Raw genomic sequence first — 21,913 nt, forward strand, 5'->3', positions numbered from 1 at the left:
CCGTGCTAGGCTACTTCTTAAACGCTTTGTCAAATTCTGCTTCTAGCTCAGTAGTCATTGCCATAAATTCTGCTAACAGAGCAGGGCTGCGTTGCTTGAGCTTGGTGGCAATAATCTCAACGGTACGAATAGCGGTGGCTTGTTCACTCACACTTGGCAAAATCTTCTTGCTCGAAGCAGTCATCTTCGCAAAAGAATCAGCTAAAGCAGATAACGCCTCAACTTTCGCCTCAGTGGTCATTTCCGTGTTTTCCTCAAGTTCCGTCATCAACGTGCGGTATTTAATTAAAAAACCGGCTAATAAGCCTTGAGCGATATTCTCAATGCCACCACTTGCCATTGCTTGCACATCACGGGCTTTTTCCCAGTTATCACCGTTCTTTTCAGCGTTGGCTTTCCAGCGGCGAGCTGTGCCAAACGACACACCGGCACGCTCGGCTGCCATTTCAAGGCTTAAACGGTCAAATACATAAGCCTGTCTAACCGCTTTTTGTACTTCAACATCGTGTGCCATACGTCCTCTACATTCCAAATTTCAGGCGTAACAGCTCAAAACCTACCGCGATAATGCCACCACCTACACCACCGGCAATCACCGCATCACGGCGATTTTTGCGAGTCATTTCATTCACTAAGCGATTTGTGGCTTGGATTTCACGGTGTAAGCGTTCAATTTCTTCGTTTTGCTTATCCACTTTGCCATTAAGCTCGGTAAGCCCACCTAAAATCAGGTCTAGTTTTTCCGAATCAGTTTGTTTATGTTTTCTACGGCTCATTACTTATCCGCCTTTTTATCTAGTTTTTGGTTTACTTCTTTGATGGAGTCCAAAATATCGTCCAATTTCTCTCTAATGCCCCGATTAACCTCGTGGGCAAGCTCTTTCGATTGATATTTACTCTCCATTTCTGCTTTTAGCTCTTTTACCGCTTGCTCGTTTCGGCTAATACGGTCAAAAACAACTTTAATCGCAAAACCGAGTAATGGAGCAATCACAAACGAGAGCAAAATTTGAAATAGTTTCTCATCAATCATAACGCCCCCGTTTCGCTCGCCCAACAGGGTGTTGATTGCCTTTTGCTACCGCCGCACGCACCACGTTATGCAGTTCTGCAAGGTCAGGACGGCGGCGGTAAAATCGCCATTTTTGCCAACGTTGTCTGAGTTTTTTAATTAAGCTCATTCTTGCAAACTTCCTCATAAGTCAGATTGTGTGCAAGCACTTGGCGTTTCGTTTCCACCGTGTCGGCACGGCTCGGATAAATCAGACTGAACGCTGTGCAGCCGGTGTTCGTCACGGAAGTAACCGTGTTGGTGCAACTGCTCATCAACGGCACTAGGCTGAATGCGGCGAGTTTCATTAACGTGTTTTTGCTGAATTTGAGCATTTTTCACCTCTGCATTTTTTTGTTGAATTTCGACCGCTTGTTGCTGTTTTTCAGCCTCTAAAATCGCGGTCTTTTTACGTTCTTGTTTTAATTGCCAACCTTTAAAAAACGCATAGGCAAGCACCGTGCCAATCACACCAGCAAAGCCGACAATTTGTTGTGTCATCATTCTTCATTCTCCCTTGAGCGTTCTTTTTGTTTTAACGCACTCACCACACCTTTAGTGGCAGGGCTGCCTAACACACAAATACCGGCATAGGCAAACCACCAATCAGAAATAAACGGCTTATCGTAAAGGTAGGCGTGAATTAAAATGCCCGACAGCACCAGCCAACTGATAAACTGAATAAAACCGGTAGTGCTCGCCTTACCGTCTTTGTTAGTAATCAAATCAAGTAAAAACTGTTTCATTTTTACTCCTCTGTATCTTTGGCAAAATAACGCAAATTGCTTGCCATACGGTTAATCCAACCTCTACCAAAACGGTCAAAGTGTTTGAGCTTGGTATAAAACTCAAGACGTTCTGCCTGGAAAAGCAAGCCCACATCAGCCACCGAATAACGCTCAATCGCAGCCAAAGTCACTTTGCCGATAATGCCGTCATCCGCTACACCCACCGCACGTTGCAACATACGGCTGGCATTACCGGAGCCGTGATTAACACAGGCATCCAAAAACTGAAAAGCCAACTCAGGTGGGAATTGGTCACAGTTGTAGCGTTGCCAAAAGGCTTTGAGGTAAATCGTTTTGGCATCTGCACGGCTCATTGCACGCATTGAGCCTGTGTAGCCATTCGCACGAGCTGTATGAATAGTGATGCCCCAATTTGTTTCACCGCCCGGGTCTTTCGGGTCATTGACATAACCGCCCTCGTGCCCGATTAAGCGGTCAAATGCAAGATTAAAATCGGCAAGAGTTGCCTTAGTTTTGGTAGGTTCAGTCATAAAAAAAGCCTCTTTAAATACAATGATGATTTAAAGAGACTTTAATGATTTAGAGCAACGGGGAGCAGGCGAAAGGATTCCACACTAAAACAAAGTGGCTTGAGAAACGGTATGCTTACGCTGATAATATCGTACTGCCTCCCACGCAACACGATCACACACGCTATATTTAGGGCAAATTTGCATAATTGCCAATCGACCACTTAATCCCCCTTGCTTGGTTAATTGGCAATAATCGGCGTAAATTTGCTGATTACGCAACATTCTCAATGCGGTTTCGCAACGTGGTAAATAGATCTCACAAGCTCCCATATAAGCCTGTAATTTCACAGCATCATCTTGCCCTAATACTTCTTTGAGTTTGTCAAAATAGACTTTACCGTTAGAAAATTGAAATGAAAAGCCCCCAAAGGCTTTAATTAGCTTTTCAGTTGCCGGCAAACCAATCACGCCCACAATTTCTTTCACCGTTTCCGGCAAATAATCTTCAACACTTTCAAATTCAGACATAAAAATCCCCCTTGAGTAATTTCCACGAAAGCCATTATCCAAGGGGGTTGTTCAAATCTGTAATACTTACTTAAAAATTTTTTTGCAAATTTTGCATAAAAAAAGACCGCTTGTGAAAGCGGTCTTGAAAAAATTAGCATTTTCTAATAGGGATTCTCCAAGCTTCATAACCATATTCCCAAGCATCTAAGAAACGCTCCTCACCTTTCGCTTTAGAGCCTTTTACTCGTCTGAAACGTCTGAAAATATAGCCACAAGAGCTAGAATTATCCTGCTTTTTAATTTCTTTTTTCATTAGATTTTTCCTAAAAAGTGAAAAAACCCTTGAAAACTCACGAAAAACAGGTAAAATTTGTAACCAGTTTTCACAGAAGTCAAGTCTTGGCTTCTGTATTTTTATACAAAAATCCCTTATTCCTTGAAGTATTCAAGGGATTTCGTGGTTAGCTAATATATATTCGGTCGGCAAACTCAAAATATATACTAGCAATAATACAAGCCCTAAGAGGTTTATAGCCTTTTAGGGCTTCCCTTTATCTGCTATTTAGCAGATAGTAGTCATTCTATAATCTTTTACCGATCATTGCAATAGATTTGATCTGCAAAACCTATCAAAAACACTCTACAAGCCATTTTTTAATATAACTTAAGTTGTAACCTGCCTTGTTACTAAAATCGCTAAAAACCGCTAAAAACCGCCTTATTTGCGATTTATTTTGCATAACTGGATATAACAACATAAAAAAAGACCGCTTTTATGCGGTCTAAAATAAGGTTATTTACAATTATTTTCTTTGAGTAAATCACTCACTTTTATATATCCATCTTCATTATTAGCATCTAAATAAAACTGCTTTGCAACTCTCAACGATGTACAAGCCTCCGACATATTGCCGTGTTTCTTAGCTAACTCAAACGATTTCAATTTATCCTCTGCTAAAGAATTTGAGAACTGGCTTTTACCTTTCGATAGGGTTTCTTGATCCATAATAATTTGAGCATCTTCTAATTGAACCCAAAATCCTTTTTCATAAGGGGAAATGGAGTATATCGTATCAAATTTATAAATATTAGCTTGAACAATAGCAGAACAAGCTCTTATATCTTTTTCTTGATTTGGAAATTTAACCTCTTTGACAAAATCAATACTTTTAGGTGTTAAATCAACACCAGTTTCATCACCTCTCAACTTAAATACACCTGCTAATGTTTCTTGAATATTACGATCATCACATAGCGGTAGATTCAAAGTATTTGCGTGAGTAAGAACAGGCAAAAAGAAAGCAAAAGCTAATAGTTTCTTCATTTTCAATTTCCTTTAATGAGCTCAAATCACCTAAAATCTACCACAAAAAAGCCCACTTTAAAAAGTGGGCTATGCAAAAAATTTCGTAAAATTTATTATTCAGCCCTCCGCATAAGGCTGTAAATAAACTCTATACTCTCATTCCGTGCCTATGGTTATAACTTGCCAACATCTGCACCAACTTATGCAACTGGTCGTCCGTTAGCCATTGCACCCGCTCAATCCCAAAAGAGCGTTTGGCGATAGCGTTGGCATAATCCCACGGCTTTTTATTCTCATAAAGCAAAGCTCCAATCTTATTCATTAGCCCTTGTCGATGTGGGGCAGTTTTGCTTGCGGTTGGGCGTTTGCCGTACTTTTTCGATTTCACCACAAAGCCTTTGGCTTTCATTGTTTGCAGCACTGTCATTAATTCGCTGTCGGTCATCATTGAGCAACTTGGCTTATCTACCGCCTCTAATAACAACATTTTATAGGCGTTATCATCAAGTTTGAGTTCATTTTTGCCAATATGGATTTTCTGTATCATCTGTTTTCTAGTTTGCGGCTGCATTTTGCTTTTCCTCCTGCCATTTCAGCCAAAGTTGATAGCTTTCCGTGTTTTTGATGTGCTCTAATTGCCCCAAGCCTTTCATTCGCTCAACATATTGGATAGCCCCTCTGAGTTTCTCTTCTTGGTTGCGTTGTTGCCGTTCAGGGCTTTCATGCTGAGGCTTAAAGTCGCTATCAGTTCGCACAACGGCAAACTGCACTTTGACACTTTCATACACCTTTTTAAGGTAATTATGGTTTGCTAATGGCTCAATTCTGCCGGTTTCTCTACGATTTCGGCGGACTTGCTCCACCGTATCTCGCAACGCTCTTTCTAGCACATTAGAGGGTTGATACATCTCTAACAAACTCTTCACCAGCTTTAACGCTCGACTGTTAGATAGGCTGGATTTTTCCGGCTTAAACAACCCCAAATAAGGCACAACCGCTGCACCGCAACCACTTCCCATCGTGATCACCGTGTTAAATAACTCCCGAGCGGCATCATCTTCAATCAACGCCTCAAACGAGATGTCCGAATGGCAAATCGGGCATTTGCATAACTTCATTTTTTCCTCCTGTAAAACACATTATTCAGCCCACTTAAAGCGGGGGTAAATGGGCTGTAAATGGGTTTTAAACAAAACTTTCTAACTTCGTTTCATTCACAAATTCCAGTACCGTACATTCTGCAATTTTCAATAAGGCATTAAGCTGACTTTCTAAGTATTCAGTAAATGCCAATGATTTAGCTGCAAAATTTGGTGCGTTTAATTGCTTGCTAACATCACTACATTCGCTAAAACGCATTGAGCGGATTTTTAAATTACCATCTAACTTAAAATGCACCGGGAAATTGCCCTCGTCATATCGCATTTTTGCCGATTTCACTCTAAAACCGTTATTTAACGCTTCAAGGGCTTTATTTTTCCCTTTTTCACTATCTAGGTGGCGACAAGTCAAAAATGTTTCGTCACCCTCGTCACGATTACCTAACGTAGCTTCGTGTTCAAAATTTAAGAATTTAAACATCGGTTTGCCTTCAGCTAAGTAATCTTTCAGGCGTGTGTTTAAACCCAGTTTTTCATCAGATACCACTACACTTCTAAATCCAGCTAATCCGAATAATTTAATTAAGTGATGTAATGCCAATTGAGTGTGCTTTGAGCGGCTATTTGTGATCAGCAATTCTTTTTCAGGACTGTAAAAGATATTCACTAACTCGCTTGAAAACGGCACAATGTGGAAAAGTTGCATTTCTGCTTCTAACCGCCACTCTTTTTCATTGCTTGGAGGCACTAAATCAGGACGTTCTTTGGCTTTTTGTTTTAATTCATAAATCTTGGCTGAAAGTAATTCTTTGGTAACTTTCTTAAAAGTGGCTCGTACCGTGAAGAACAAGCCATTTTCAAGCTCTTGCACTTTCTGACCTGTCATTGGATTTTTTACAATTTCAACTTGAGTGTAGCTATCGCCTACATCAATTTCGGCTTCCTCCAAGACTCCTTTGATATTGTCCGTTGGGAACTTAATGCTAAAAATATGGCATTGGCTCATTTGGATAAAATCACTGTTTTTCATTTTTAACTCCTAGTGTGGTTGGTTAATGCTTACGATTTACTGTTAATAACTTTAAATGTACTTTCGGTAGTAGGTCTTGCACTGTACCGACATACACACCACTACGAATAGCATCATCTTGGTTTAAATATTTCTGTGCCTGTATCAGCTGGATAATTGCCTCATTTAACTGGCTGTTAAGTTGTTCTTTTATGGTTTCGGTCATCATTTCCCCCTAAAAGGCTTCTTGTTCATACGTTTGCAAAATTCTGCCCGCTGTTCCGCCCAGTCTCGGTTAGCGGTCGTTTTCGCCGATAATTTTGCAACTTCCCAATGATCTTTAGCTTCTGCATAGTTGCCTTTGCGTTCAGCTTCTGCTGCCTTTTCGGCATAGTGTTTATATCGGTCAAACTTAACCGCTTTAATGTTTGGTGGTTTAGGTTTCATATTTTTCTCCTGTGGTTAAAACACTTTATAAATGCCCTTCTATCTTGTTCCCCTCTTTGAAAAAGAGGGGTTAGGGGAGATTTTTAAAGGGCATTTAAAAGGGCTTTAAACCCCCGCCATATCCAACGAAATCGGCTGATATTTGCCATTTTCATCGCGTTTATAAAAACGGATATAACCTTTGCTACCAATTACCTGCACGCTGTCTGAAATTGCCGTCATTGCTTGATTCCAGCGTGCATCATCAATCTCAACACGGCGTAGGGATAGGATTTTCGCCGTAGATAAATTGCCTTCCTTATCCACCTCAAACGCATTATCAATTAACGCTTTAAGTTCCGGTTTTGCCCCCTCCGACCAATCGTGCAAACACTCATCAATCAAGGCTTTTGCTGCGTGGATTCGTTCGTCAAAACGGATATTTTCTTGCACTGCTAACTGCAACTTATATTCACCATCATAGGTAAATAGTGTGATATTGCCTTTTGCACCGCCGATTTTTACCCCATATTTTTCAGCCGACAGGCTGACAAAAGCCCCTACATCATCAAATACGGATTGCTTAAAATTGCCTAACGCTTTACTTAGCTCTTGTGCTTTACTCACAAATTGACGGACTAATTCATCACGTTCTTTGTCGATTTCTTTTACTAATGCTTCCGGCTTTAAATTACCGTCTGCATCTCGCCAGTAGATTTCATTTTCAATCGTTACTTTGCTCATTGTTTTTTCCTCTCTATTCCAGTCCAACTTTCACGGTGCGGACTGCTTTACCGTTATATTTCACTCGTTTATTGTGAGCGGGAGACGACATAAATCTGATCGTCTTTGCCTCCACTCCCAACCGTTTTGCTAATTCTTCCGCCGTACCGTCAGCCACATTCTCCTCGCCAACATACAGGGCATAAATCATTCGCCGTTTCTTCATTCCTACACCTTCGCAACACGTTCGGACTCCCACACACACTTCACGCCTCGCACTTGCATTTGATAACTGTCATACCGTCTGCCGCCTTTAGTTTTCATTCCAAACAGGCTCGCTAAGCCGTTTTTCACAAAATCCTGCGTTTTGCGGTTATCTCGCAACACAAGGCGAGGTGGGCTTGCCGCCTCAAATTCCACACGCTCAATTTCCAAATCCAACGCCTCGCACTCAAGCGTGGCAATCTCCAACTTCACAAGGCTGTCGTGAATATAAGCGTTTAATGGGTTCATTAACTCGTTTGCGGTTTCGCTAAATACCTTTTTCATATTTGCCCCTAACTAATCAACATCTTGCTATATTGCTCAACTAACTCTTTGCTGATTGGCGTTTGGTTAATCTCGCTAGACCGCACCACGCCACGCATTAACTTGCTTAATCGGCGAGCATTACCGTGGCAGGCTTTAATCAATGGGGCATTAAATTCATTCGTACCTAATGCACTTTCTGCTAACAGTCCTAAATCTTCCTCACTCAACGCATTACCCAAATCGCACGCAAATCCCACTCGGCTATAAAGCTGTGCCAGCTCGTTATTCTTGCCTTTTAAGTTAATCAGCAAGCGTGGCATTCCGGCTAACACAACGCCCACACCAGTTAAATCGTGGATACGGCGGATAAATTCGAGCGAGCGAGTGGAGAGCAATTCAGCCTCATCAATCATCAGTAAACGCTCTGAGCCTTTGAGCTTGCTCACAATGCTGTCGAGCAATTCGTTATTCACCCCTCGTGCATTTGCCCCCACCGTTTCGGCAATCTTGCGGAGCAACACTTTAGGCGTACAACTCGGATCAACCTCAATTAACACCGCCGAGCTGTTTCTGCGTGCGTACTCTTTTAACATCTGCGTTTTGCCTAAACCTGCCGAGCCGTAAATCACATTAATTTCGCCCTCAACGTGAGCAAATGCCATGACTTCCATTCCACGTCTTGCCGCTAAAGTTGGTACAAAAGCGGCGTTATATTTCGCTTCTACCACTTTTGCCTTATCACGCTCAATCAGCTCGTCCACCTTGCGGTCAATATCGCTTACGTTGCCGTTATATTCGCCTTTGAGATACAGGCTCACCGTTGCCACCGACACACCTAAAAGCTGTGCCACCTGTTTTTGCTGATAGCCTTTGCTATCCATTAAGGTTCTAAGTTCTTGGTTTTTCATTTTTAACCTCGTTATAATGTGGTTTTAAAATTGGTTTAAAGTAGGGGAATTGTTATGCCTAACATCACGTTAAAAACGCTTGAACAAAGAGTTAAAGCTCTTGAATATGCAAACCTCGCTGCTAATGATCTGCTGGGAGATTTGTTTCATTTACTATTAAGCAAACAAGTTATTTCTCAGACTGAGCTTGTTGCTTTGCTAGAATCTCAACTTGCTTTGATAACAACTCCCGACGGCGAGCCTGACGTTGTTGTCGAATTCGCTCAATCCAACTTGACTGAGTTACTTGACCGTTTGAAGATGTCTGATTAGGTTTCATTTATTGCTCCTTACCCGTAGGCTCTTTGTTTCTTTTCCCACTCATCCTTATCGGCTTGAGTGAGGAATATTGGTTTGGCTTGTTTAGCTTTCGTGGTTGGTATAAAACTAAACTCCGGTATATGTTCAATGGTTCTGACTGGATTTAATTCCGCTTGGATTTCGTCCACTTGCTCTTGTTTGAGCTTCATTCGGCGGTTTGCACGTTCTCGGCGAGATTTTTCCATAAATGCTTCAGGGAATGCCGCACGTTTATTGCCGTCAAATTGAGCCTCACAAATAAATCTGCCGTCTAAATGGCGTACAATCACGCTTTCCGCATTGTGGATATCAAAGCTGACGGTAACCTTCTCGCCATCAACCTCAATTAACTTCTGGTTAAAGTAGTCATTGTTAAAGAGCGATAACCAACCACGTTGCGCCACACGAATAACTTGAGGGCGGAACATATCCCGAGCTTCAATCGGGGTAATATGCAAGACTTCCACATCTTGTAATAACTGTTGGCGTTTTTTTGCCGGCGTTGTACCGATTTCACGGTGGACGTGTTCGTTGTTGTACCAATCAATCGTTGCTTCAACCGCATCAACAAACTGCTGCCAGCTTGGCAATTTGCCTTTTGCTCGTTTCTGCTTATCGGTCAATGCCGTCTTGCCTTGGCGCAAGGCTTTTTCTAAACTCACCACACCGGTCGAAACTTGGCGAACTGTCTCACGGTCTGCACCTCGTCCGTGATAGGTTTCAAACTGTCGGGCAATGCGTAAGGCGATAGTTTGGTTTACCCGCTCAATAATGCCTCGCCCCTGTGGGTTACCGGGAATACCGGTCTGGTGGTTAATGCCCAATCTTGGCAAAATCCCCGTAATATCGGCATCTAACGTCCAGTTTTTCTCCCCGCCCCCGTTATCAGAGTAGTACACCGCAGGGATACCGTACCGTTCCACGCCATAGCGGATGGCATCAGCGACCGCAATACAGTTTTCCGCTAAACTAACCGACCAACCCACAACAAATCGGCACGCAGCGTCCATAACCATCGTAAGCTCCGGAATAAACGGTCTGCCGTGGTCAGGGTGGGCAACCTTCATCTTCATTGAGTGACCGTCTCCCACCCACACGTCATTGGCTTTTAACACCGACCAATCACGCTTCACATAAGTATTCATCGCCCGAAGCTCTGCACCTGTTTTGCGACCAATCGCTTTAAATAGCTTGCTAAATTTAGCCATCGCTCGGCGTACTTGCGAGATACTCGGCATCATATCCAACCATAACGGCTGGTCTGCGTAGGTTGATTGCCACCGCCATTCAAATTCGTGATAGGCTTCGGCAATGTTGATGCCGTTAGTGTTGCGATACACCGCTAAAAATGCCGGCAACCAATTTAGCTCGGCAATATCAACCGGTTGTCTCACTTGCGGTGCGGTCGCTTTTAACCGTTGCTCGGCATTGTCAGCCTTGCAGTAATCAATTACCCATTGATTTAACGTCCGCACCCCAAGGGTACGTTTGGCATTCTTTTTCGCATTCGCCACTGCCACTAAATCTGCCATTTCTTCCGGTAATTTGCCGGATTTTGCAAGATCACAGAAAAATTCCACCGCTTTAATACGGCTCATTCCGCTATCTTCTAGCGATAACACCTTGGCGATAATTGCCATTCTGGCATCTGCCACCGCCCGTTGTTTGTTGGTTAGGTTGGCTAAATCAACCTCAGCTCGTACCGCCGGTGCTTTAGGTTTACTCCCTACCACCGCCACCGCAAAACGTGAGCGGATTTCGGTTTGGACTTCTTCGGGCATTGAACTAAGCTCGTATTCATTCCCGCCACCTTGACCAACTCTTTTACGAGTTTCCCAAAGTTGTTTTTTAGCTTGATAAATAATTCCTTGCACCGAATTCGGTAAACAGGTTAAACTTAAAAGTAATAATTCTTTGGCTGAGTAGTGCGTTTTTAAGTTGTTTTCACTCATAAAAGCTCCTTAGAGCGTTCTCTCAGCGAATTTTTTAAGGCTACGCTGAGCAAATCGCCCCGCCCAAATTTCTTCAGGCGGTACACCGATTGCATCTGCAATGATTTGTTCGCCTTTTCGCCACGGTCTATCAAGGGCATTCTTTAATGTACTGGCTTGGCTATAACCGTGTTGTAATGAAAGCTGGCGTAACGACCAACCAGCCTTATGTAACGCAGCAATAATGTCGGCTCTATGCCAGTCTTGTGCTGTTTTTTTTGGCTCTGTTAATGTACTCATTAGATAACTCCATTTGTTTAACACGAGAGATAATAAACCTCAAAAGAAACTAAATCAAGCTTAAAAAGTTCTTTTTAAAGTTAATTGATTGCATTTTAATCGTTTCTTTTGAGGCTTTTAATCTAAATTATTGTTTTAATTGTTCTTTTTGGAACTTTAAAAACATTAAAAAAGAAATTAGGATTTTTTAAAGTTATGACTGAGAAGTTTAAAAACAAATCAATGATTGGAAACCGAATTAGAGAGCAAAGAGAAAAGCTCGGTTTAAGTCGAAATGAAATGGCAGATAGGCTTGATGTATCACTATCTGCGCTACAAAACTGGGAAATGAATGAACGAGAGCCTCAGGCTTCAATGATCATTAAGATAGCAGAATTTTTAGGGGTAGCACCTAACTACCTGCTAACAGGCGAACAAAGCCAACCACAAGAAGCAAAAGGCATTGTGGCACGAGCGTTTGAAGCATTAGAAAAAGAACGCACAGAACAGGACGAAGTTGAAATGCTATCAAGCTTTGAAAGCATTGAAGTGTCAGCGGGCTTTGGAAGCTTTAACGTGGGCGTAACCGAACCAGACGGGCAAGTACCTTACGACAGCAACCTTCTACGCAATCTAGGCGTTAAACCGAAGCACTGTGGCGTATTTTGGGCGAATGGCTCATCAATGCTACCCACCATTCATAACGGCGACCAGCTGTTAGTTGATTTCAGTAAGAAAGAAGTTAAAAATAACAAAGTATATTTAGTTCAAAATGGCGACAGCGTATGGGTTAAACGTGTAAAAATAGAATGGGACGGTGTAGAGCTAATTAGCGACAACAAAGAAGAATACCGCCCAATCAGAATATCTGCAGATGAAGCCCAAAACCTGCAAATCATCGGGCAAGTGGTTCATATTGGGCATAGCTTAGTTTAAATTTTTAAAATCATTTTAAAAACTATTTAAAAACCGATTATACCTATGCAAAAAATAGTACAATTTTGCCCATTTTTTTACTATTCCTGCTCATTTTGTTTTTTGCATAGCCCAACCAAACAAAAATGCGGACAGCCTTGATATTCCTAAGCCCTCCGCATTTTTTCACGCCAAAATTTTTTATTTCTATCTATGCAAAAAAGATCAGTACCCCACAGAATTGAACAAGAAATCCTGTCCTACGCCAAATCTCAAGCACCGCACGAAATGTGCGGTTTTTTATTGCGTGATTATATGGACGGCAAGCCTTTTTTCTACCCTTGCCAAAATGTGGCGGGCGATCCTAAAAATTATTTTGAGATTGCCCCTGAAGCACAAATCGAAGCGGAAAAGCTCGGTTGGATTGAAGCGATTGTCCATTCACACCCTAATGGCGAACCGACCTTATCGCTTGCCGATCGGCAAATGATGAGCCAAAGCGATAGCGATTGGATTTTAGTGTGTGATGGCAAATTGCATTTATTCCCCAAAATTCAACCGCTTGTCGGGCGTGAATTTGTCCACGGCGAAACGGATTGCTACACGCTGTTTAGAGATTTCTACTTCCTCGCCGGTGCAGACTTACCTCAATTTGCGCGAAAGGACGACTGGTGGAAAAACGGGCAAGACCTCTATTTAGCCAATATGGAGGCAAACGGCTTCAAGCGGTTAAATTCGGAAGAAACATTGCAAATCGGCGATGTAATTTTAATGCAAGTCGGCGCAGATGTAGCCAATCACGCCGCCATTTATTTGGGCGATCAAACGGTATTACACCACAGCCCACAACGCCTCTCAAAACGGGATTTGTATGACGGCTATTGGCTTAAACATACCCATTCTATCTGGCGGTATATGGAGGCAGAAAAATTAGATTTCCGCCTTCCAATGAAGACATTATAAAAACAAAACCCCGAGCGTTTGCAGCACTCGGGGTTTTTCATATCCACTTAACCACACTAAGAGGACATAAAACACAATGAATTTTAATATAGAGATAGCAAAAATGCTAGAAGTAATTTCAAAAGATGCGACCGCTCGCCGTTTTGCTTACGTGGTTGTTATTTTAAGTTTTATTTTTGGAATGGCGTGGGTGTTGCCTGATTTAATCAATGCCATTCGTGGTTAGCTTAACACTAATAAAAGAGGTAATTATGGGAACACAAAAACTTTCATTCTGCCGTTTTTTAGCCATTTTACTGGTTATTTGTTTTACCGTTTTCTGTTTTACCTTGCCGGAAAGCGGAAATTTTTTCCTAGCATTATTCGGCGGTTAATATGATCAAAGTGAGATTTTACGGCGCCCTTAAACAGTTTGGCGAGAAGTTTGAGCTAGATTGCCAAGACACGGCGGAGGTTTTACGTGCCTTAATGACCCAACTCAAAGGGCTACGCCAAGCCTTGCAAAATGGCTTTTACAAAGTGCGGATTGGCTCGCAGTGCATTGATAGCCGCTATTTAGAGAAAGGCTTGTACTACCGACTTAAAGAAGGAATGACCGTACATATCACGCCCGTCGTCAAAGGGGCTAAGCGTGCTGGAGTGTTTCAGGCGGTGTTAGGCGTGGCATTAGTCGGTGCAGCAATATTGCTTGGACCTGTTGGCGGAGTGATTGGGAAAAGCGCCGCTCTAATGCTAGGCGGTATGGGCGCCTCAATGATGTTAGGCGGTGTTGCTCAAATGCTCACAAAAATGCCCTCTATGGGTGGTGCAGGCAAAGAAGCAGAGAAAAAATCCTCAACTTCCTTTAACAGCTTACAGAATATGGCAGCACAAGGGCAATCAGTCCCCCTTGCCTACGGGCGAATTTTAGTCGGCTCAATGATTATTTCGCAAGGGGTTGAAGTGTTCGATGCGGAAACGGCAGAGGCTTCTCAACAATCAGCGAAATGGATTTATCGAAACGGTAAGAAAGTACAGAAATAAAACAAAACCCCGAACACTGTGAATGTTCGGGGTTTTTATGCCTATTGATTAAATCTGTTGAGAAATTAATTCACGTTGAGAAGCAACGGCTAAAAAATGGCTTCTATCTCGATAAAAATTACTATGTGAGACACGATTGTCAATTCTGTCTAATAGATATTGTGGTAACACAATGTTTACCCGTTGTTTTTTGCCCAAGAATGCAGAAATATCTATATCAACAAGCAACCAGCTATCACAGTGGGAAAAATCCTCTTGTTGTTTGTAGTGGACAAATCCCTTATCTTGAAGAGTACTAATATCAAATTCGTCTTCTACCATCATTTCTAACATTGTGTGAATGGCGTCTTTTACATTAGGGATAATGTCATCAATCGTATCAGCTGCACTAAAGCAACTATATTCATCGGTAAAGAGTGCCGGTACACAAAGTCCAAATGCTTCATTCTCATTCTGTGGGGTTTCTACACCAACGGTAAATAACATAGTTCTCTCCTTTGCTAAGCTCGGCAGAGCTATAAAAGCCCTGCCGATTTTTTGATGGAACGCAAAGTGCCAATAGGTAAATCTTGTTTTGGGTGTGGTACAGGAAATCGTTTTCCTGTAATCGGCGATTGCCATATTTGGTGATCGCCTTTTCCGTGCCTAACAAAGAAACAACCCGATTCTTTTAGTTCCTTGATTAAGTCGCTTGAGTGCATGCATCCTCCTTTGTCTTAATCAAGAATAATTATATACACACAAATACACACAATCAAGTTTTTTTATTTAACAAACCGACCAGCAATGGTCGTTTTTTATTGGAGAAATGCTATGGGCGGAAGTAGCGGCGGTGGCGGTCATACGCCATATGAAGCACCGGAAAGCGGTCGCAGTAAAGAGCGAGTAAAAATTGTTGAGATTTTATCAGAGGGCGAAATTGGCGGTTTGGTCGATGGGTTGAAATCGGTATTCTTAGATAACACACCGGTTCAAGCGGCAGACGGTAGCTACAATTTCTCAAACGTGGAAATGGAAGGGCGACTTGGCACGCAAGACCAAGATGTTATCCCTGAATTTAATGCGGTGGAAAAAGAAGTGGCGGTAGGCGTGGAAGTGAAGAAAACCACCCCGATTACCCGTACCGTAACCGATGCTTCGGTCAATCGTATCCGAATGAAATTGAGCGTTCAGGCACTGTTTGAGCAAAACGATCAGGGCGATACTAACCCGACAACGGTTGATTTAAAAATTACCGTAGGTACGCGCGAAATCCCGTTTACCTTTAATGGCAAGCATAGCAATCCATACTCTCGTGCGATCGAGATTAGCGGTTTGCCTGCCGTGCCGTTTACGATTAAAGTTGAGCGTATTACCGCCGACAGCAAATCGAACCGCTTAGCCAATAAAACGGTATGGGCAAGCTATACCGAGATTATCGACAGCCAATTTGCTTATCCGAATACCGCTTATGCCGGTGTGAAGTTCGACTCGGAGTATTTTAGCGGTATTCCGACCCGAACTTATGAGATTTACGGTATTAAAGTGCGCGTGCCAAGCAATTACGACCCTGTTGCGCGCACTTATTCCGGCTTATGGGACGGCTCGTTCAAAATTGCCTATACCAATAACCCCGCTTGGGTGTTGATGGATATTGTGACCAATAAACGCTACGGCTTGGGCGACCGTTTGGGCGAATTCAGCGTGGACAAATGGGCGTTGTATCAAATCTCGCAGTACTGCGACCAGCAAATTCCAAACGGCTTTGGCGGTGTAGAGCCTCGTTTTACTTGTAACTTATGGATTACAGAACAACGTTCCGCTTATGATGTGTTGTCAGATTTGTGTTCGATTTTCCGTGCGATCCCCGTGTGGAACGGCACTGAACTTACCTTCATTATGGATAGACCGTCCGACCCTGTTTGGACGTACACCAATGCTAACGTTGTCGGTGGCGAATTCTCACGCCAGTATTCCGCAATGAAAGCACGTCATAATGCTATTCAAGTGGAATACAAGGACGCTAGCAATGCCTATACAAACACCATTGAATACGTCTCCGATGATGAAGCCATTCGCAAATTTGGTTTAAATCTCAAAAAAGTGACCGCTTACGGTTGTACTTCTCGTGGGCAAGCCTTTCGCACGGGTAAATGGTTGTTGGAAACCGAACGCTTAGAAACGGAGACGGTTACCTTTACCGTAGGCAGTGAAGGCTTGATGAATATTCCTGGCGATATTATCCGTGTAACGGACAATCATTATGCCGGTGCGAATATTGGCGGTCGTGTGGTGGCAATTAACGGACGAAGCGTAACGCTCGATCGTGAAATTGAAGTGAGCGGTAACAGTTACCTCAGTTTTATCAATGCAAATGCCAAACACAGCAACATTAAAATCAGCTCAGCGACAGGTCGTGTCGTAACTTTGGACAGCGTACCGACCGGCTTAACGGTCAATGGCGTTTGGTCGCTTACTACGTCAAAAATTACCTCACGCCTCTATCGTTGTATGACCATCACCGAAAACAGCGATGAAGGCACTTACACCATTGTGGCACTGCAGCACGAACCGCAAAAAGAGGCGATTGTGGACAACGGGGCAAGTTTTGAGCCGGTTAATACCAGCCTACTCAAAACACCGACCCTCGAAAGTGCCGATGTAACAGGTACCATCAACGGTGGAATGAAAATTACTTGGTCCACTACTTCGGGCGTTGGTACGCTCACGTATGACATTAAAATCCTCAAAGAGGGCAAACTCTACGCCTATCATAAAGCGGTATCCAGCACCGAATTTGCCTTAGAGGATTTACCGGACGGCAATTATACGGTTGTGATCATTGCCAAAAATGCAAGCGGTCAAATTGTTAGCGAAAAAAGCCAAACCTTTATCATTGACCGACCGCCTATTCCGACTAATGTTGAGGTTTCCGGCGGTTTAACGGCGGTGGTTATCTCGTGGGGAATGGTCAATGAGGCGACCTTTACCGAAATTTGGGCAAGCGAAACCAACGATATTCGCACCGCGACACGCATTGCCAAAGTAAACGGTATGATGTACAGCCACGAAGTCGGGGCAAGACAAGTGCGTTATTACTGGGTAAGACATACCCGTGGACAAAACAACGGACCATTTTATCAAGAGCAAGGCTTAAAAGCGGAAACCGGTGCAGATATTGATGAAGAGTTGGCGCTGCTCAATGAGAAGCTTGGTAAGAACATCATTGAAGAAGTCTTCGATGTCGCAATGCCGGCACGTAAATTGGAGATGATCAAAACCGTTGAACGGCTCGAAACTCCAACGGAAAACCTTGGTCATCATCAAATTTACAACGAAGCAGACGGCAAATTGTATGTTTGGGACGGCAACAAATACACCGCAAAAGTGCAAGCGGTCGATTTAGAGGGACAACTTGAAAGCAGTCAATTAGACCAAACACTGATTGAGCAACTAAACCGAGCCGACAGCACGGCAAGCAGTGCCGCACTGGAAGCAGGTAAAGTGAAAAACAGCCTTACTCAAGAAATCACTAACCGTCAAAATGCGATCAATGCTGAGATTGCTAACCGCAATAATGCAATCAAAGCCGAAAGCGCTAATCTCACGAAGAAAATTCAGGACGAAGCAAACGCACGAGGTACGGCAATCAATCAGTTGCAAAATGTTGATGCCCAACAAGCTCAACAAATTACCACGCTAACCGCAAAAGCGGATAACGCTTTATCCGGTATAACCGCAGAGCAAAAAGCCCGAGCAGACGGCGACAAAGCCAATGCGGACAAGATAACAGCTTTAACCTCGAGAGTGGGAAGTGCTGAAAGCAGTATTACAACCTTACAAACAAGTGTTGCGACTGCAAACCGTAGCGTGTCGGAGTTAAGCCAAAATCTCAATGCGAAGATTGATGGGATTAGCGTTGGTGGGCGGAATTTGTTAAGAGACAGCGAGTTCAATTTATATAATAAATGGGGTAAGCCACAGATTGATTTTGCAAAAAATGCAAATCGGCGAACTATCAAAGTAATCTCAACAAGTGATAGAAATCCTGTTGGCATTTGTTCATTTAGTTCCAATTTCACATCTTATTTCCAACAAGGAGAAACTTATACACTCTCATTATTTGCTAGAGGTAATGTGGCATTAGACTATATCTATCTAATGCGTCAAGATGGTAATAATGTCAATTTAGCAAAAATTAATATTACTTCTGAAACAGAGTTCAATTATTACAAACTTACGTTCAAATCCCCATTCACCACGCAACAAGGTTATTTCTTGGTTGGTTTCCGTCATACTAGTTCAGGGCGGTTTGTTGAGTTTCATAGCTTAAAACTCGAAAAAGGCAACGTAGCCACAGACTGGACACCAGCCCCTGAGGATATTGAAAGCTCGGTTAATGCGGTATCAGCTGATTTAACCACCTACAAACAAACCCAAGCAAGTGCGGATTTAGCTCAATCGCAACAGATTACCGGCTTAACAACCCGAATGGCTGGAGCAGAAAGCAATATTACCCGAAATACCACGGCAATCACTACGTTAAATCAATCAACCGCAACCCAGCTCAATACGCTTAACAGCAAAATGAGCAGTGCGGAAAGTAATATCGCTACGATCCAATCAACCAAAGCGAATAAAAGTGAGGTTGCGAGCCTTGTACAAAGTTCGTTGCAGGCAGTTTGGAAGGCAGATGCAAAATCTGCAGTGGATTCACTTTCGATCGGAGCAAGAAACTTACTGATAGATAGCTCTTACATTAAGTATGACAATTACAATCCTGATATGGCAGTAATTAAAAGTGGCTCTTATCAAGGCAGACGATTGCTAAGGCTAAGTATGTTAGGCGGTACAGGTGTAGCTGGCATTGTGCAAGCACAAGCGACTCAGGTCAGTAATATCAGGCAGGGTCAAGAGTACACCCTTAGTCTTAATGTGCAGGGGACAGCTGGCATACGAAAAACAGGGCTCAACTATGTATTTTTAATGCGTGCTGACGGGGATAATCAACGGTTAGCGACAATACCAGTTATAGCTAGTCTATTAAACAGACCTAAGATAACCTTTACTGCGGAATGGACAAGTGAGCGAGCTTATCTTCTTATTGGTGTAAATGGAACTTATGAGAATACAGATTGGTTGGCGTTTCACAGCGTAAAACTTGAAAAAGGCAACGTAGCCACAGACTGGACGCCAGCCCCTGAGGATATTGAAAACTCTGTTAATGCAGTATCAGCCGATCTAACGAGTTACAAGCAAACCCAAGCGAATGTAGACAAAGCGCAAACTGACCAAATCACAGCGCATACGGCAAGATTGGGAAGTGCGGAGGCAAGTTTAACCAGCACAAGCCGCACTGTCGCAACGCTTGATGGTAAGGTGCAAGCACTGCACACTATCCAAGCCGTTGCAATTAGTGGCGGTAAGAAAGCTATTGCCGGCATCTCAATGGGCGCAACCGGAAGCGAAAGCTCCGTCATTGTGATGGCTGATAAGTTTAACGTGGTCAAAAACGCACAAGATGGCAACGTTAAGCCGATGTTTGGCGTGGTTAATAACAAAGTAGCGGTTAATGGCGATTTGATTGCGGACGGCACGATATCTGCTCGAATGATGGCGGCGAACGCTGTACAAGCCGGTACAATTCAGGCAGGAGCGATTAACGCCAACCATTTACAAGCAGGGCAAATTAGTGCTGACAAATTGGCTATTGGGTTAGGGGGAAATCTCCTACAAAATGCTATTTTATCTAATAATGCGCATGGTTGGCATGTTGGTACTAGAAGTAATTCAAGTTTAGTTGTAAATAATACATTTACTGAAAAGAACGGTGTGGCGGATTGGTATCCTAATGACGCTTTAGACAATGAGGTGCGAATTAAAACAACCGTAACAGTTGCAACTGCAACAAATATTGGATGGCTTGATCCACTTCACAGAACTGTATTCTTAAATGCAGGTCAATGGTATATGTTTAGTGTTTACGCTAACCCTTATCGTTTCCAAACAGGAACCATCTTGGTTGAAGAATATAGTGCTGACGGATCAGCTTTTGTGAAAAGTGTAGCAAGTAGTGCAACGCCTATTGTCAATGGCTCAGCACAGAAAACGATTAAAGGAATGAGCAGATATGCGGTTAAATTCCAGTGCCCTGCTAGTGGTTGTGTATCTCTACGTTTTAGATGTAGTGGTACAACGACAGGTGCTAACCCTGATGTCTATGTTGCTCGCCCAATGCTCGAAGAATGTACTGAGTACACCAAAGAACCTAGCCCTTGGCAAAACTCAGGCGTAACAGCGATACACGGTGGCAGTATTGTAACTAACACCATTACCGCCGATAAAATCGGGGCTGGTCAAGTAACCACAGGTCATATGGTGGCAGGGTCGATTGATGGCAAAGTTCTGCGTGCCGGTACGGTAACAGCGGATACCGTAAAGGCAAGCGTCTCTCTCTCATCTCCTAAAATTAGCGGAGGGACGATAACAGGTAATGCGATTAACGGAGGTAGTATCTCTGGTACAACGATCACGGGGACAAATATCAACGGGAATAATATCTCAGGCGGAACTATATCGGGAACAACTGTAAGTGGCTCAACAATCTCAGGCGGTGTAATTAAAGGCACAAGATTTGAAGGTGCGACAGGCAAATTCTCTGGTGAGCTTGAAGTGACTCAATTGATTGGTGGCGGTGTTATTGAGCAAGTTTCCGGAACGTTGAAATACGAGAGTTCGCACAGCGAGTATGTAGGGCAAGAATATGGTGAAAACTCGTCATCTCCTATACGTGAATACTACACAATCTACTCTGCAACAGTCACTATTACTGCAGCAGCTACTGATAGGTATATTACTTTTATTGGTGTTAATGTAGATGCTTTCATTTTACCTAAAAATACGAGCAAAACGATTAAAGTAAGTGGAACGTTTGGGAATAATAGAAAATTAACACCTAAATTCATGGTGCTAAGCTATGCCATTTCAACAGCTAAGACGATTTCGATTTCTTAACAATGTCTATTGCATTTGCCCTTAATCCGCTTATAATGTTACACAAAGTAACACAAAAGGGGGAGTTATGCAATCGACATTAAGACAACAAGGCGGTGCTGCCGTTTTAACCGTGCCTATCGCAATACTTCAGCAGATGGGGTGGCAAATTGGCAACAAAGTTAATTTGGAAACGCAAGGCGAAAGTGTTGTGATTACACCGGCTAAACGCCAAGCGCGCGGACGAAAAACCGTAGCCGAATTATTAGCAGGTATTGACAGCCAAGAAATTGCAACCTTAAACGCCAATGTGAGCGAATTCACACAATCTGAAGCGGTTGGCAAAGAGGTGTGGTAATGCGCATTCCTAAAAAAGGCGAAATTTGGTATGTTGACCCCGACCCAACTAAAGGGCACGAGCTACGCAATCCGCATTACTTTATTGTGATTTCTGATGAGTTGCTTAACAAAGCATTAGGTACAGCAATTTGTTGCCCTATTTCTTCAGGTGGAAATGCTGCACGTTCACAAAATGTAACGGTAGTGCTTGACGGCAATAGCACACAATCCGGTAAAGTAACAGGTGTGATCTTATGCCATCAAGTCCGAGCCTTAGATTTAAAAGAACGGCAAGCGAAATTTGCCACAAAAGCGGAAGATTACTTT

At 43.0% G+C, this 21,913-nt stretch carries 32 protein-coding genes; 8 read left to right on the forward strand and 24 right to left on the reverse strand.

Going from position 1 to position 21,913, the window contains the following annotated elements:
- Window positions 1–10 precede the first annotated feature (10 nt).
- The 22 genes from AM305_RS02555 to AM305_RS02650 form a co-directional block, all read right to left on the reverse strand.
- On the reverse strand, window positions 11–514 hold the full coding sequence (locus AM305_RS02555) for a DUF1804 family protein (protein WP_005822911.1): 504 nt from the start codon (window positions 512–514) through the stop codon (window positions 11–13).
- A 7-nt stretch (window positions 515–521) separates the two neighbouring features.
- The gene (locus AM305_RS02560; protein WP_005822913.1) at window positions 522–776 is read right to left on the reverse strand and encodes a hypothetical protein; all 255 of its coding nucleotides are present in this window, start codon (window positions 774–776) and stop codon (window positions 522–524) included.
- Window positions 776–1,033 carry a hypothetical protein gene (locus AM305_RS02565; RefSeq protein ID WP_005822915.1) on the reverse strand — a complete coding sequence of 86 codons (258 nt, stop codon included), beginning with the start codon at window positions 1,031–1,033 and terminating at the stop codon, window positions 776–778. Before AM305_RS02565 ends, AM305_RS02560 begins: the two co-directional genes overlap by 1 nt.
- Entirely contained in the window at window positions 1,026–1,181 is a 156-nt protein-coding gene (locus AM305_RS12520) for a hypothetical protein (protein ID WP_005822917.1), read from the reverse strand. Before AM305_RS12520 ends, AM305_RS02565 begins: the two co-directional genes overlap by 8 nt.
- 14 nt (window positions 1,182–1,195) lie before the next feature.
- Entirely contained in the window at window positions 1,196–1,555 is a 360-nt protein-coding gene (locus AM305_RS12885; protein WP_005822919.1) for a DUF2681 domain-containing protein, read from the reverse strand.
- Complete coding sequence (locus tag AM305_RS02575) at window positions 1,552–1,797, reverse strand: DUF2644 domain-containing protein (RefSeq protein ID WP_005822920.1); 246 nt, start codon at window positions 1,795–1,797, stop codon at window positions 1,552–1,554. Before AM305_RS02575 ends, AM305_RS12885 begins: the two co-directional genes overlap by 4 nt.
- Window positions 1,798–1,799: 2 nt before the next feature.
- A complete protein-coding gene (locus tag AM305_RS02580; RefSeq protein WP_005822922.1) occupies window positions 1,800–2,330 on the reverse strand; it encodes a glycoside hydrolase family 108 protein in 531 nt (176 codons plus the stop codon).
- An 84-nt stretch (window positions 2,331–2,414) separates the two neighbouring features.
- Window positions 2,415–2,840, reverse strand: a complete 426-nt coding sequence (locus AM305_RS02585; protein ID WP_005822923.1) for a Mor transcription activator family protein — start codon at window positions 2,838–2,840, stop codon at window positions 2,415–2,417.
- 133 nt (window positions 2,841–2,973) lie between these two features.
- Window positions 2,974–3,135 carry a hypothetical protein gene (locus AM305_RS12525; RefSeq protein WP_005822924.1) on the reverse strand — a complete coding sequence of 54 codons (162 nt, stop codon included), beginning with the start codon at window positions 3,133–3,135 and terminating at the stop codon, window positions 2,974–2,976.
- A 480-nt stretch (window positions 3,136–3,615) separates the two neighbouring features.
- Window positions 3,616–4,146, reverse strand: coding sequence for a hypothetical protein (locus AM305_RS02590; protein ID WP_005822925.1), 531 nt, complete (start codon window positions 4,144–4,146; stop codon window positions 3,616–3,618).
- 130 nt (window positions 4,147–4,276) lie between these two features.
- The gene (locus AM305_RS02595) at window positions 4,277–4,699 is read right to left on the reverse strand and encodes a gp16 family protein (RefSeq protein WP_005822926.1); all 423 of its coding nucleotides are present in this window, start codon (window positions 4,697–4,699) and stop codon (window positions 4,277–4,279) included.
- Window positions 4,683–5,246 (reverse strand): hypothetical protein, encoded by a 564-nt coding sequence (locus AM305_RS02600; protein WP_005822927.1) that lies wholly within the window; start codon window positions 5,244–5,246, stop codon window positions 4,683–4,685. The genes AM305_RS02595 and AM305_RS02600 overlap by 17 nt, the downstream gene beginning before the upstream one ends.
- A 67-nt stretch (window positions 5,247–5,313) precedes the next feature.
- Window positions 5,314–6,258, reverse strand: coding sequence for a hypothetical protein (locus AM305_RS02605; RefSeq protein ID WP_005822928.1), 945 nt, complete (start codon window positions 6,256–6,258; stop codon window positions 5,314–5,316).
- A gap of 22 nt (window positions 6,259–6,280) precedes the next feature.
- Window positions 6,281–6,463: a hypothetical protein gene (locus AM305_RS02610; protein ID WP_005822929.1), complete on the reverse strand. Its 183-nt coding sequence runs from the start codon at window positions 6,461–6,463 to the stop codon at window positions 6,281–6,283.
- Window positions 6,463–6,684, reverse strand: coding sequence for an ANR family transcriptional regulator (locus AM305_RS02615; protein WP_005822930.1), 222 nt, complete (start codon window positions 6,682–6,684; stop codon window positions 6,463–6,465). The genes AM305_RS02610 and AM305_RS02615 overlap by 1 nt, the downstream gene beginning before the upstream one ends.
- Window positions 6,685–6,789: 105 nt before the next feature.
- On the reverse strand, window positions 6,790–7,407 hold the full coding sequence (locus tag AM305_RS02620) for a DUF3164 family protein (protein ID WP_005822931.1): 618 nt from the start codon (window positions 7,405–7,407) through the stop codon (window positions 6,790–6,792).
- A 13-nt stretch (window positions 7,408–7,420) separates the two neighbouring features.
- On the reverse strand, window positions 7,421–7,645 hold the full coding sequence (locus AM305_RS02625) for a hypothetical protein (RefSeq protein WP_237698367.1): 225 nt from the start codon (window positions 7,643–7,645) through the stop codon (window positions 7,421–7,423).
- A complete protein-coding gene (locus AM305_RS02630; RefSeq protein WP_005822933.1) occupies window positions 7,615–7,935 on the reverse strand; it encodes a hypothetical protein in 321 nt (106 codons plus the stop codon). The genes AM305_RS02625 and AM305_RS02630 overlap by 31 nt, the downstream gene beginning before the upstream one ends.
- Window positions 7,936–7,943: 8 nt before the next feature.
- Window positions 7,944–8,825: an AAA family ATPase gene (locus AM305_RS02635; RefSeq protein WP_005822934.1), complete on the reverse strand. Its 882-nt coding sequence runs from the start codon at window positions 8,823–8,825 to the stop codon at window positions 7,944–7,946.
- Between the two features lie 169 nt (window positions 8,826–8,994).
- Window positions 8,995–9,144, reverse strand: a complete 150-nt coding sequence (locus AM305_RS12405) for a hypothetical protein (RefSeq protein WP_160162326.1) — start codon at window positions 9,142–9,144, stop codon at window positions 8,995–8,997.
- Window positions 9,145–9,154: 10 nt separating this feature from the next.
- Entirely contained in the window at window positions 9,155–11,116 is a 1,962-nt protein-coding gene (locus AM305_RS02645; RefSeq protein WP_005822936.1) for a Mu transposase C-terminal domain-containing protein, read from the reverse strand.
- Between the two features lie 9 nt (window positions 11,117–11,125).
- The gene (locus AM305_RS02650; protein WP_005822937.1) at window positions 11,126–11,395 is read right to left on the reverse strand and encodes a helix-turn-helix domain-containing protein; all 270 of its coding nucleotides are present in this window, start codon (window positions 11,393–11,395) and stop codon (window positions 11,126–11,128) included.
- Between the two features lie 195 nt (window positions 11,396–11,590).
- On the opposite strand from AM305_RS02650, the gene AM305_RS02655 reads away from it, so the two are divergent.
- The 5 genes from AM305_RS02655 to AM305_RS02665 all read left to right on the forward strand — a co-directional run bounded on the left by AM305_RS02655 (window position 11,591) and on the right by AM305_RS02665 (window position 14,275).
- Window positions 11,591–12,310: an XRE family transcriptional regulator gene (locus AM305_RS02655; RefSeq protein WP_005822938.1), complete on the forward strand. Its 720-nt coding sequence runs from the start codon at window positions 11,591–11,593 to the stop codon at window positions 12,308–12,310.
- Window positions 12,311–12,577: 267 nt separating this feature from the next.
- On the forward strand, window positions 12,578–13,252 hold the full coding sequence (locus AM305_RS02660; protein ID WP_005822939.1) for a C40 family peptidase: 675 nt from the start codon (window positions 12,578–12,580) through the stop codon (window positions 13,250–13,252).
- A gap of 103 nt (window positions 13,253–13,355) precedes the next feature.
- Complete coding sequence (locus tag AM305_RS12855) at window positions 13,356–13,478, forward strand: hypothetical protein (RefSeq protein WP_272941016.1); 123 nt, start codon at window positions 13,356–13,358, stop codon at window positions 13,476–13,478.
- Between the two features lie 25 nt (window positions 13,479–13,503).
- A complete protein-coding gene (locus AM305_RS12860) occupies window positions 13,504–13,626 on the forward strand; it encodes a hypothetical protein (RefSeq protein ID WP_005822941.1) in 123 nt (40 codons plus the stop codon).
- A gap of 1 nt (window position 13,627) precedes the next feature.
- The gene (locus tag AM305_RS02665) at window positions 13,628–14,275 is read left to right on the forward strand and encodes a tail assembly protein (protein ID WP_005822942.1); all 648 of its coding nucleotides are present in this window, start codon (window positions 13,628–13,630) and stop codon (window positions 14,273–14,275) included.
- Between the two features lie 48 nt (window positions 14,276–14,323).
- Here AM305_RS02665 and AM305_RS02670 read toward each other — a convergent pair whose 3' ends face one another.
- Together AM305_RS02670 and AM305_RS02675 are read right to left on the reverse strand one after the other, a co-directional pair.
- Window positions 14,324–14,761 (reverse strand): type II toxin-antitoxin system HicB family antitoxin, encoded by a 438-nt coding sequence (locus tag AM305_RS02670; protein WP_005822943.1) that lies wholly within the window; start codon window positions 14,759–14,761, stop codon window positions 14,324–14,326.
- A gap of 29 nt (window positions 14,762–14,790) precedes the next feature.
- Entirely contained in the window at window positions 14,791–14,976 is a 186-nt protein-coding gene (locus tag AM305_RS02675; RefSeq protein WP_005822944.1) for a type II toxin-antitoxin system HicA family toxin, read from the reverse strand.
- A 112-nt stretch (window positions 14,977–15,088) separates the two neighbouring features.
- Here AM305_RS02675 and AM305_RS02680 point away from each other — a divergent pair, with 112 nt between their 5' ends.
- From AM305_RS02680 to AM305_RS02690, 3 genes are all read left to right on the forward strand, one after another.
- The gene (locus AM305_RS02680; protein WP_005822945.1) at window positions 15,089–21,268 is read left to right on the forward strand and encodes a TipJ family phage tail tip protein; all 6,180 of its coding nucleotides are present in this window, start codon (window positions 15,089–15,091) and stop codon (window positions 21,266–21,268) included.
- Between the two features lie 67 nt (window positions 21,269–21,335).
- Window positions 21,336–21,605 carry an AbrB/MazE/SpoVT family DNA-binding domain-containing protein gene (locus AM305_RS02685; protein ID WP_005822946.1) on the forward strand — a complete coding sequence of 90 codons (270 nt, stop codon included), beginning with the start codon at window positions 21,336–21,338 and terminating at the stop codon, window positions 21,603–21,605.
- Window positions 21,605–21,913: type II toxin-antitoxin system PemK/MazF family toxin (locus AM305_RS02690; protein ID WP_005822947.1), on the forward strand; the 309-nt coding region annotated here is incomplete at its 3' end. The genes AM305_RS02685 and AM305_RS02690, both read left to right, overlap by 1 nt.

The sequence above is a fragment of the Actinobacillus minor NM305 genome (assembly GCF_000175195.1).
GTDB classification, from domain to species: domain Bacteria; phylum Pseudomonadota; class Gammaproteobacteria; order Enterobacterales; family Pasteurellaceae; genus Haemophilus_A; species Haemophilus_A minor.

Bases quoted from the DNA above. Each gene is read 5' to 3' on its own strand.
- AM305_RS02555 (WP_005822911.1), bottom strand. From the start codon at position 514: ATGGCACACGATGTTGAAGTACAAAAAGCGGTTAGACAGGCTTATGTA.
- AM305_RS02565 (WP_005822915.1), bottom strand. From the start codon at position 1,033: ATGATTGATGAGAAACTATTTCAAATTTTGCTCTCGTTTGTGATTGCT.
- AM305_RS02595 (WP_005822926.1), bottom strand. From the start codon at position 4,699: ATGCAGCCGCAAACTAGAAAACAGATGATACAGAAAATCCATATTGGC.
- AM305_RS02580 (WP_005822922.1), bottom strand. From the start codon at position 2,330: ATGACTGAACCTACCAAAACTAAGGCAACTCTTGCCGATTTTAATCTT.
- AM305_RS02685 (WP_005822946.1), top strand. From the start codon at position 21,336: ATGCAATCGACATTAAGACAACAAGGCGGTGCTGCCGTTTTAACCGTG.
- AM305_RS12855 (WP_272941016.1), top strand. From the start codon at position 13,356: ATGCTAGAAGTAATTTCAAAAGATGCGACCGCTCGCCGTTTTGCTTAC.
- AM305_RS02680 (WP_005822945.1), top strand. From the start codon at position 15,089: ATGGGCGGAAGTAGCGGCGGTGGCGGTCATACGCCATATGAAGCACCG.
- AM305_RS02560 (WP_005822913.1), bottom strand. From the start codon at position 776: ATGAGCCGTAGAAAACATAAACAAACTGATTCGGAAAAACTAGACCTG.
- AM305_RS02610 (WP_005822929.1), bottom strand. From the start codon at position 6,463: ATGACCGAAACCATAAAAGAACAACTTAACAGCCAGTTAAATGAGGCA.
- AM305_RS12405 (WP_160162326.1), bottom strand. From the start codon at position 9,144: ATGAAACCTAATCAGACATCTTCAAACGGTCAAGTAACTCAGTCAAGT.
- AM305_RS02635 (WP_005822934.1), bottom strand. From the start codon at position 8,825: ATGAAAAACCAAGAACTTAGAACCTTAATGGATAGCAAAGGCTATCAG.
- AM305_RS02575 (WP_005822920.1), bottom strand. From the start codon at position 1,797: ATGAAACAGTTTTTACTTGATTTGATTACTAACAAAGACGGTAAGGCG.
- AM305_RS02655 (WP_005822938.1), top strand. From the start codon at position 11,591: ATGACTGAGAAGTTTAAAAACAAATCAATGATTGGAAACCGAATTAGA.
- AM305_RS02605 (WP_005822928.1), bottom strand. From the start codon at position 6,258: ATGAAAAACAGTGATTTTATCCAAATGAGCCAATGCCATATTTTTAGC.
- AM305_RS02590 (WP_005822925.1), bottom strand. From the start codon at position 4,146: ATGAAGAAACTATTAGCTTTTGCTTTCTTTTTGCCTGTTCTTACTCAC.
- AM305_RS02600 (WP_005822927.1), bottom strand. From the start codon at position 5,246: ATGAAGTTATGCAAATGCCCGATTTGCCATTCGGACATCTCGTTTGAG.
- AM305_RS12520 (WP_005822917.1), bottom strand. From the start codon at position 1,181: ATGAGCTTAATTAAAAAACTCAGACAACGTTGGCAAAAATGGCGATTT.
- AM305_RS12885 (WP_005822919.1), bottom strand. From the start codon at position 1,555: ATGATGACACAACAAATTGTCGGCTTTGCTGGTGTGATTGGCACGGTG.
- AM305_RS02675 (WP_005822944.1), bottom strand. From the start codon at position 14,976: ATGCACTCAAGCGACTTAATCAAGGAACTAAAAGAATCGGGTTGTTTC.
- AM305_RS02670 (WP_005822943.1), bottom strand. From the start codon at position 14,761: ATGTTATTTACCGTTGGTGTAGAAACCCCACAGAATGAGAATGAAGCA.
- AM305_RS02620 (WP_005822931.1), bottom strand. From the start codon at position 7,407: ATGAGCAAAGTAACGATTGAAAATGAAATCTACTGGCGAGATGCAGAC.
- AM305_RS02630 (WP_005822933.1), bottom strand. From the start codon at position 7,935: ATGAAAAAGGTATTTAGCGAAACCGCAAACGAGTTAATGAACCCATTA.
- AM305_RS02645 (WP_005822936.1), bottom strand. From the start codon at position 11,116: ATGAGTGAAAACAACTTAAAAACGCACTACTCAGCCAAAGAATTATTA.
- AM305_RS02585 (WP_005822923.1), bottom strand. From the start codon at position 2,840: ATGTCTGAATTTGAAAGTGTTGAAGATTATTTGCCGGAAACGGTGAAA.
- AM305_RS02665 (WP_005822942.1), top strand. From the start codon at position 13,628: ATGATCAAAGTGAGATTTTACGGCGCCCTTAAACAGTTTGGCGAGAAG.
- AM305_RS12860 (WP_005822941.1), top strand. From the start codon at position 13,504: ATGGGAACACAAAAACTTTCATTCTGCCGTTTTTTAGCCATTTTACTG.
- AM305_RS02615 (WP_005822930.1), bottom strand. From the start codon at position 6,684: ATGAAACCTAAACCACCAAACATTAAAGCGGTTAAGTTTGACCGATAT.
- AM305_RS12525 (WP_005822924.1), bottom strand. From the start codon at position 3,135: ATGAAAAAAGAAATTAAAAAGCAGGATAATTCTAGCTCTTGTGGCTAT.
- AM305_RS02650 (WP_005822937.1), bottom strand. From the start codon at position 11,395: ATGAGTACATTAACAGAGCCAAAAAAAACAGCACAAGACTGGCATAGA.
- AM305_RS02660 (WP_005822939.1), top strand. From the start codon at position 12,578: ATGTGCGGTTTTTTATTGCGTGATTATATGGACGGCAAGCCTTTTTTC.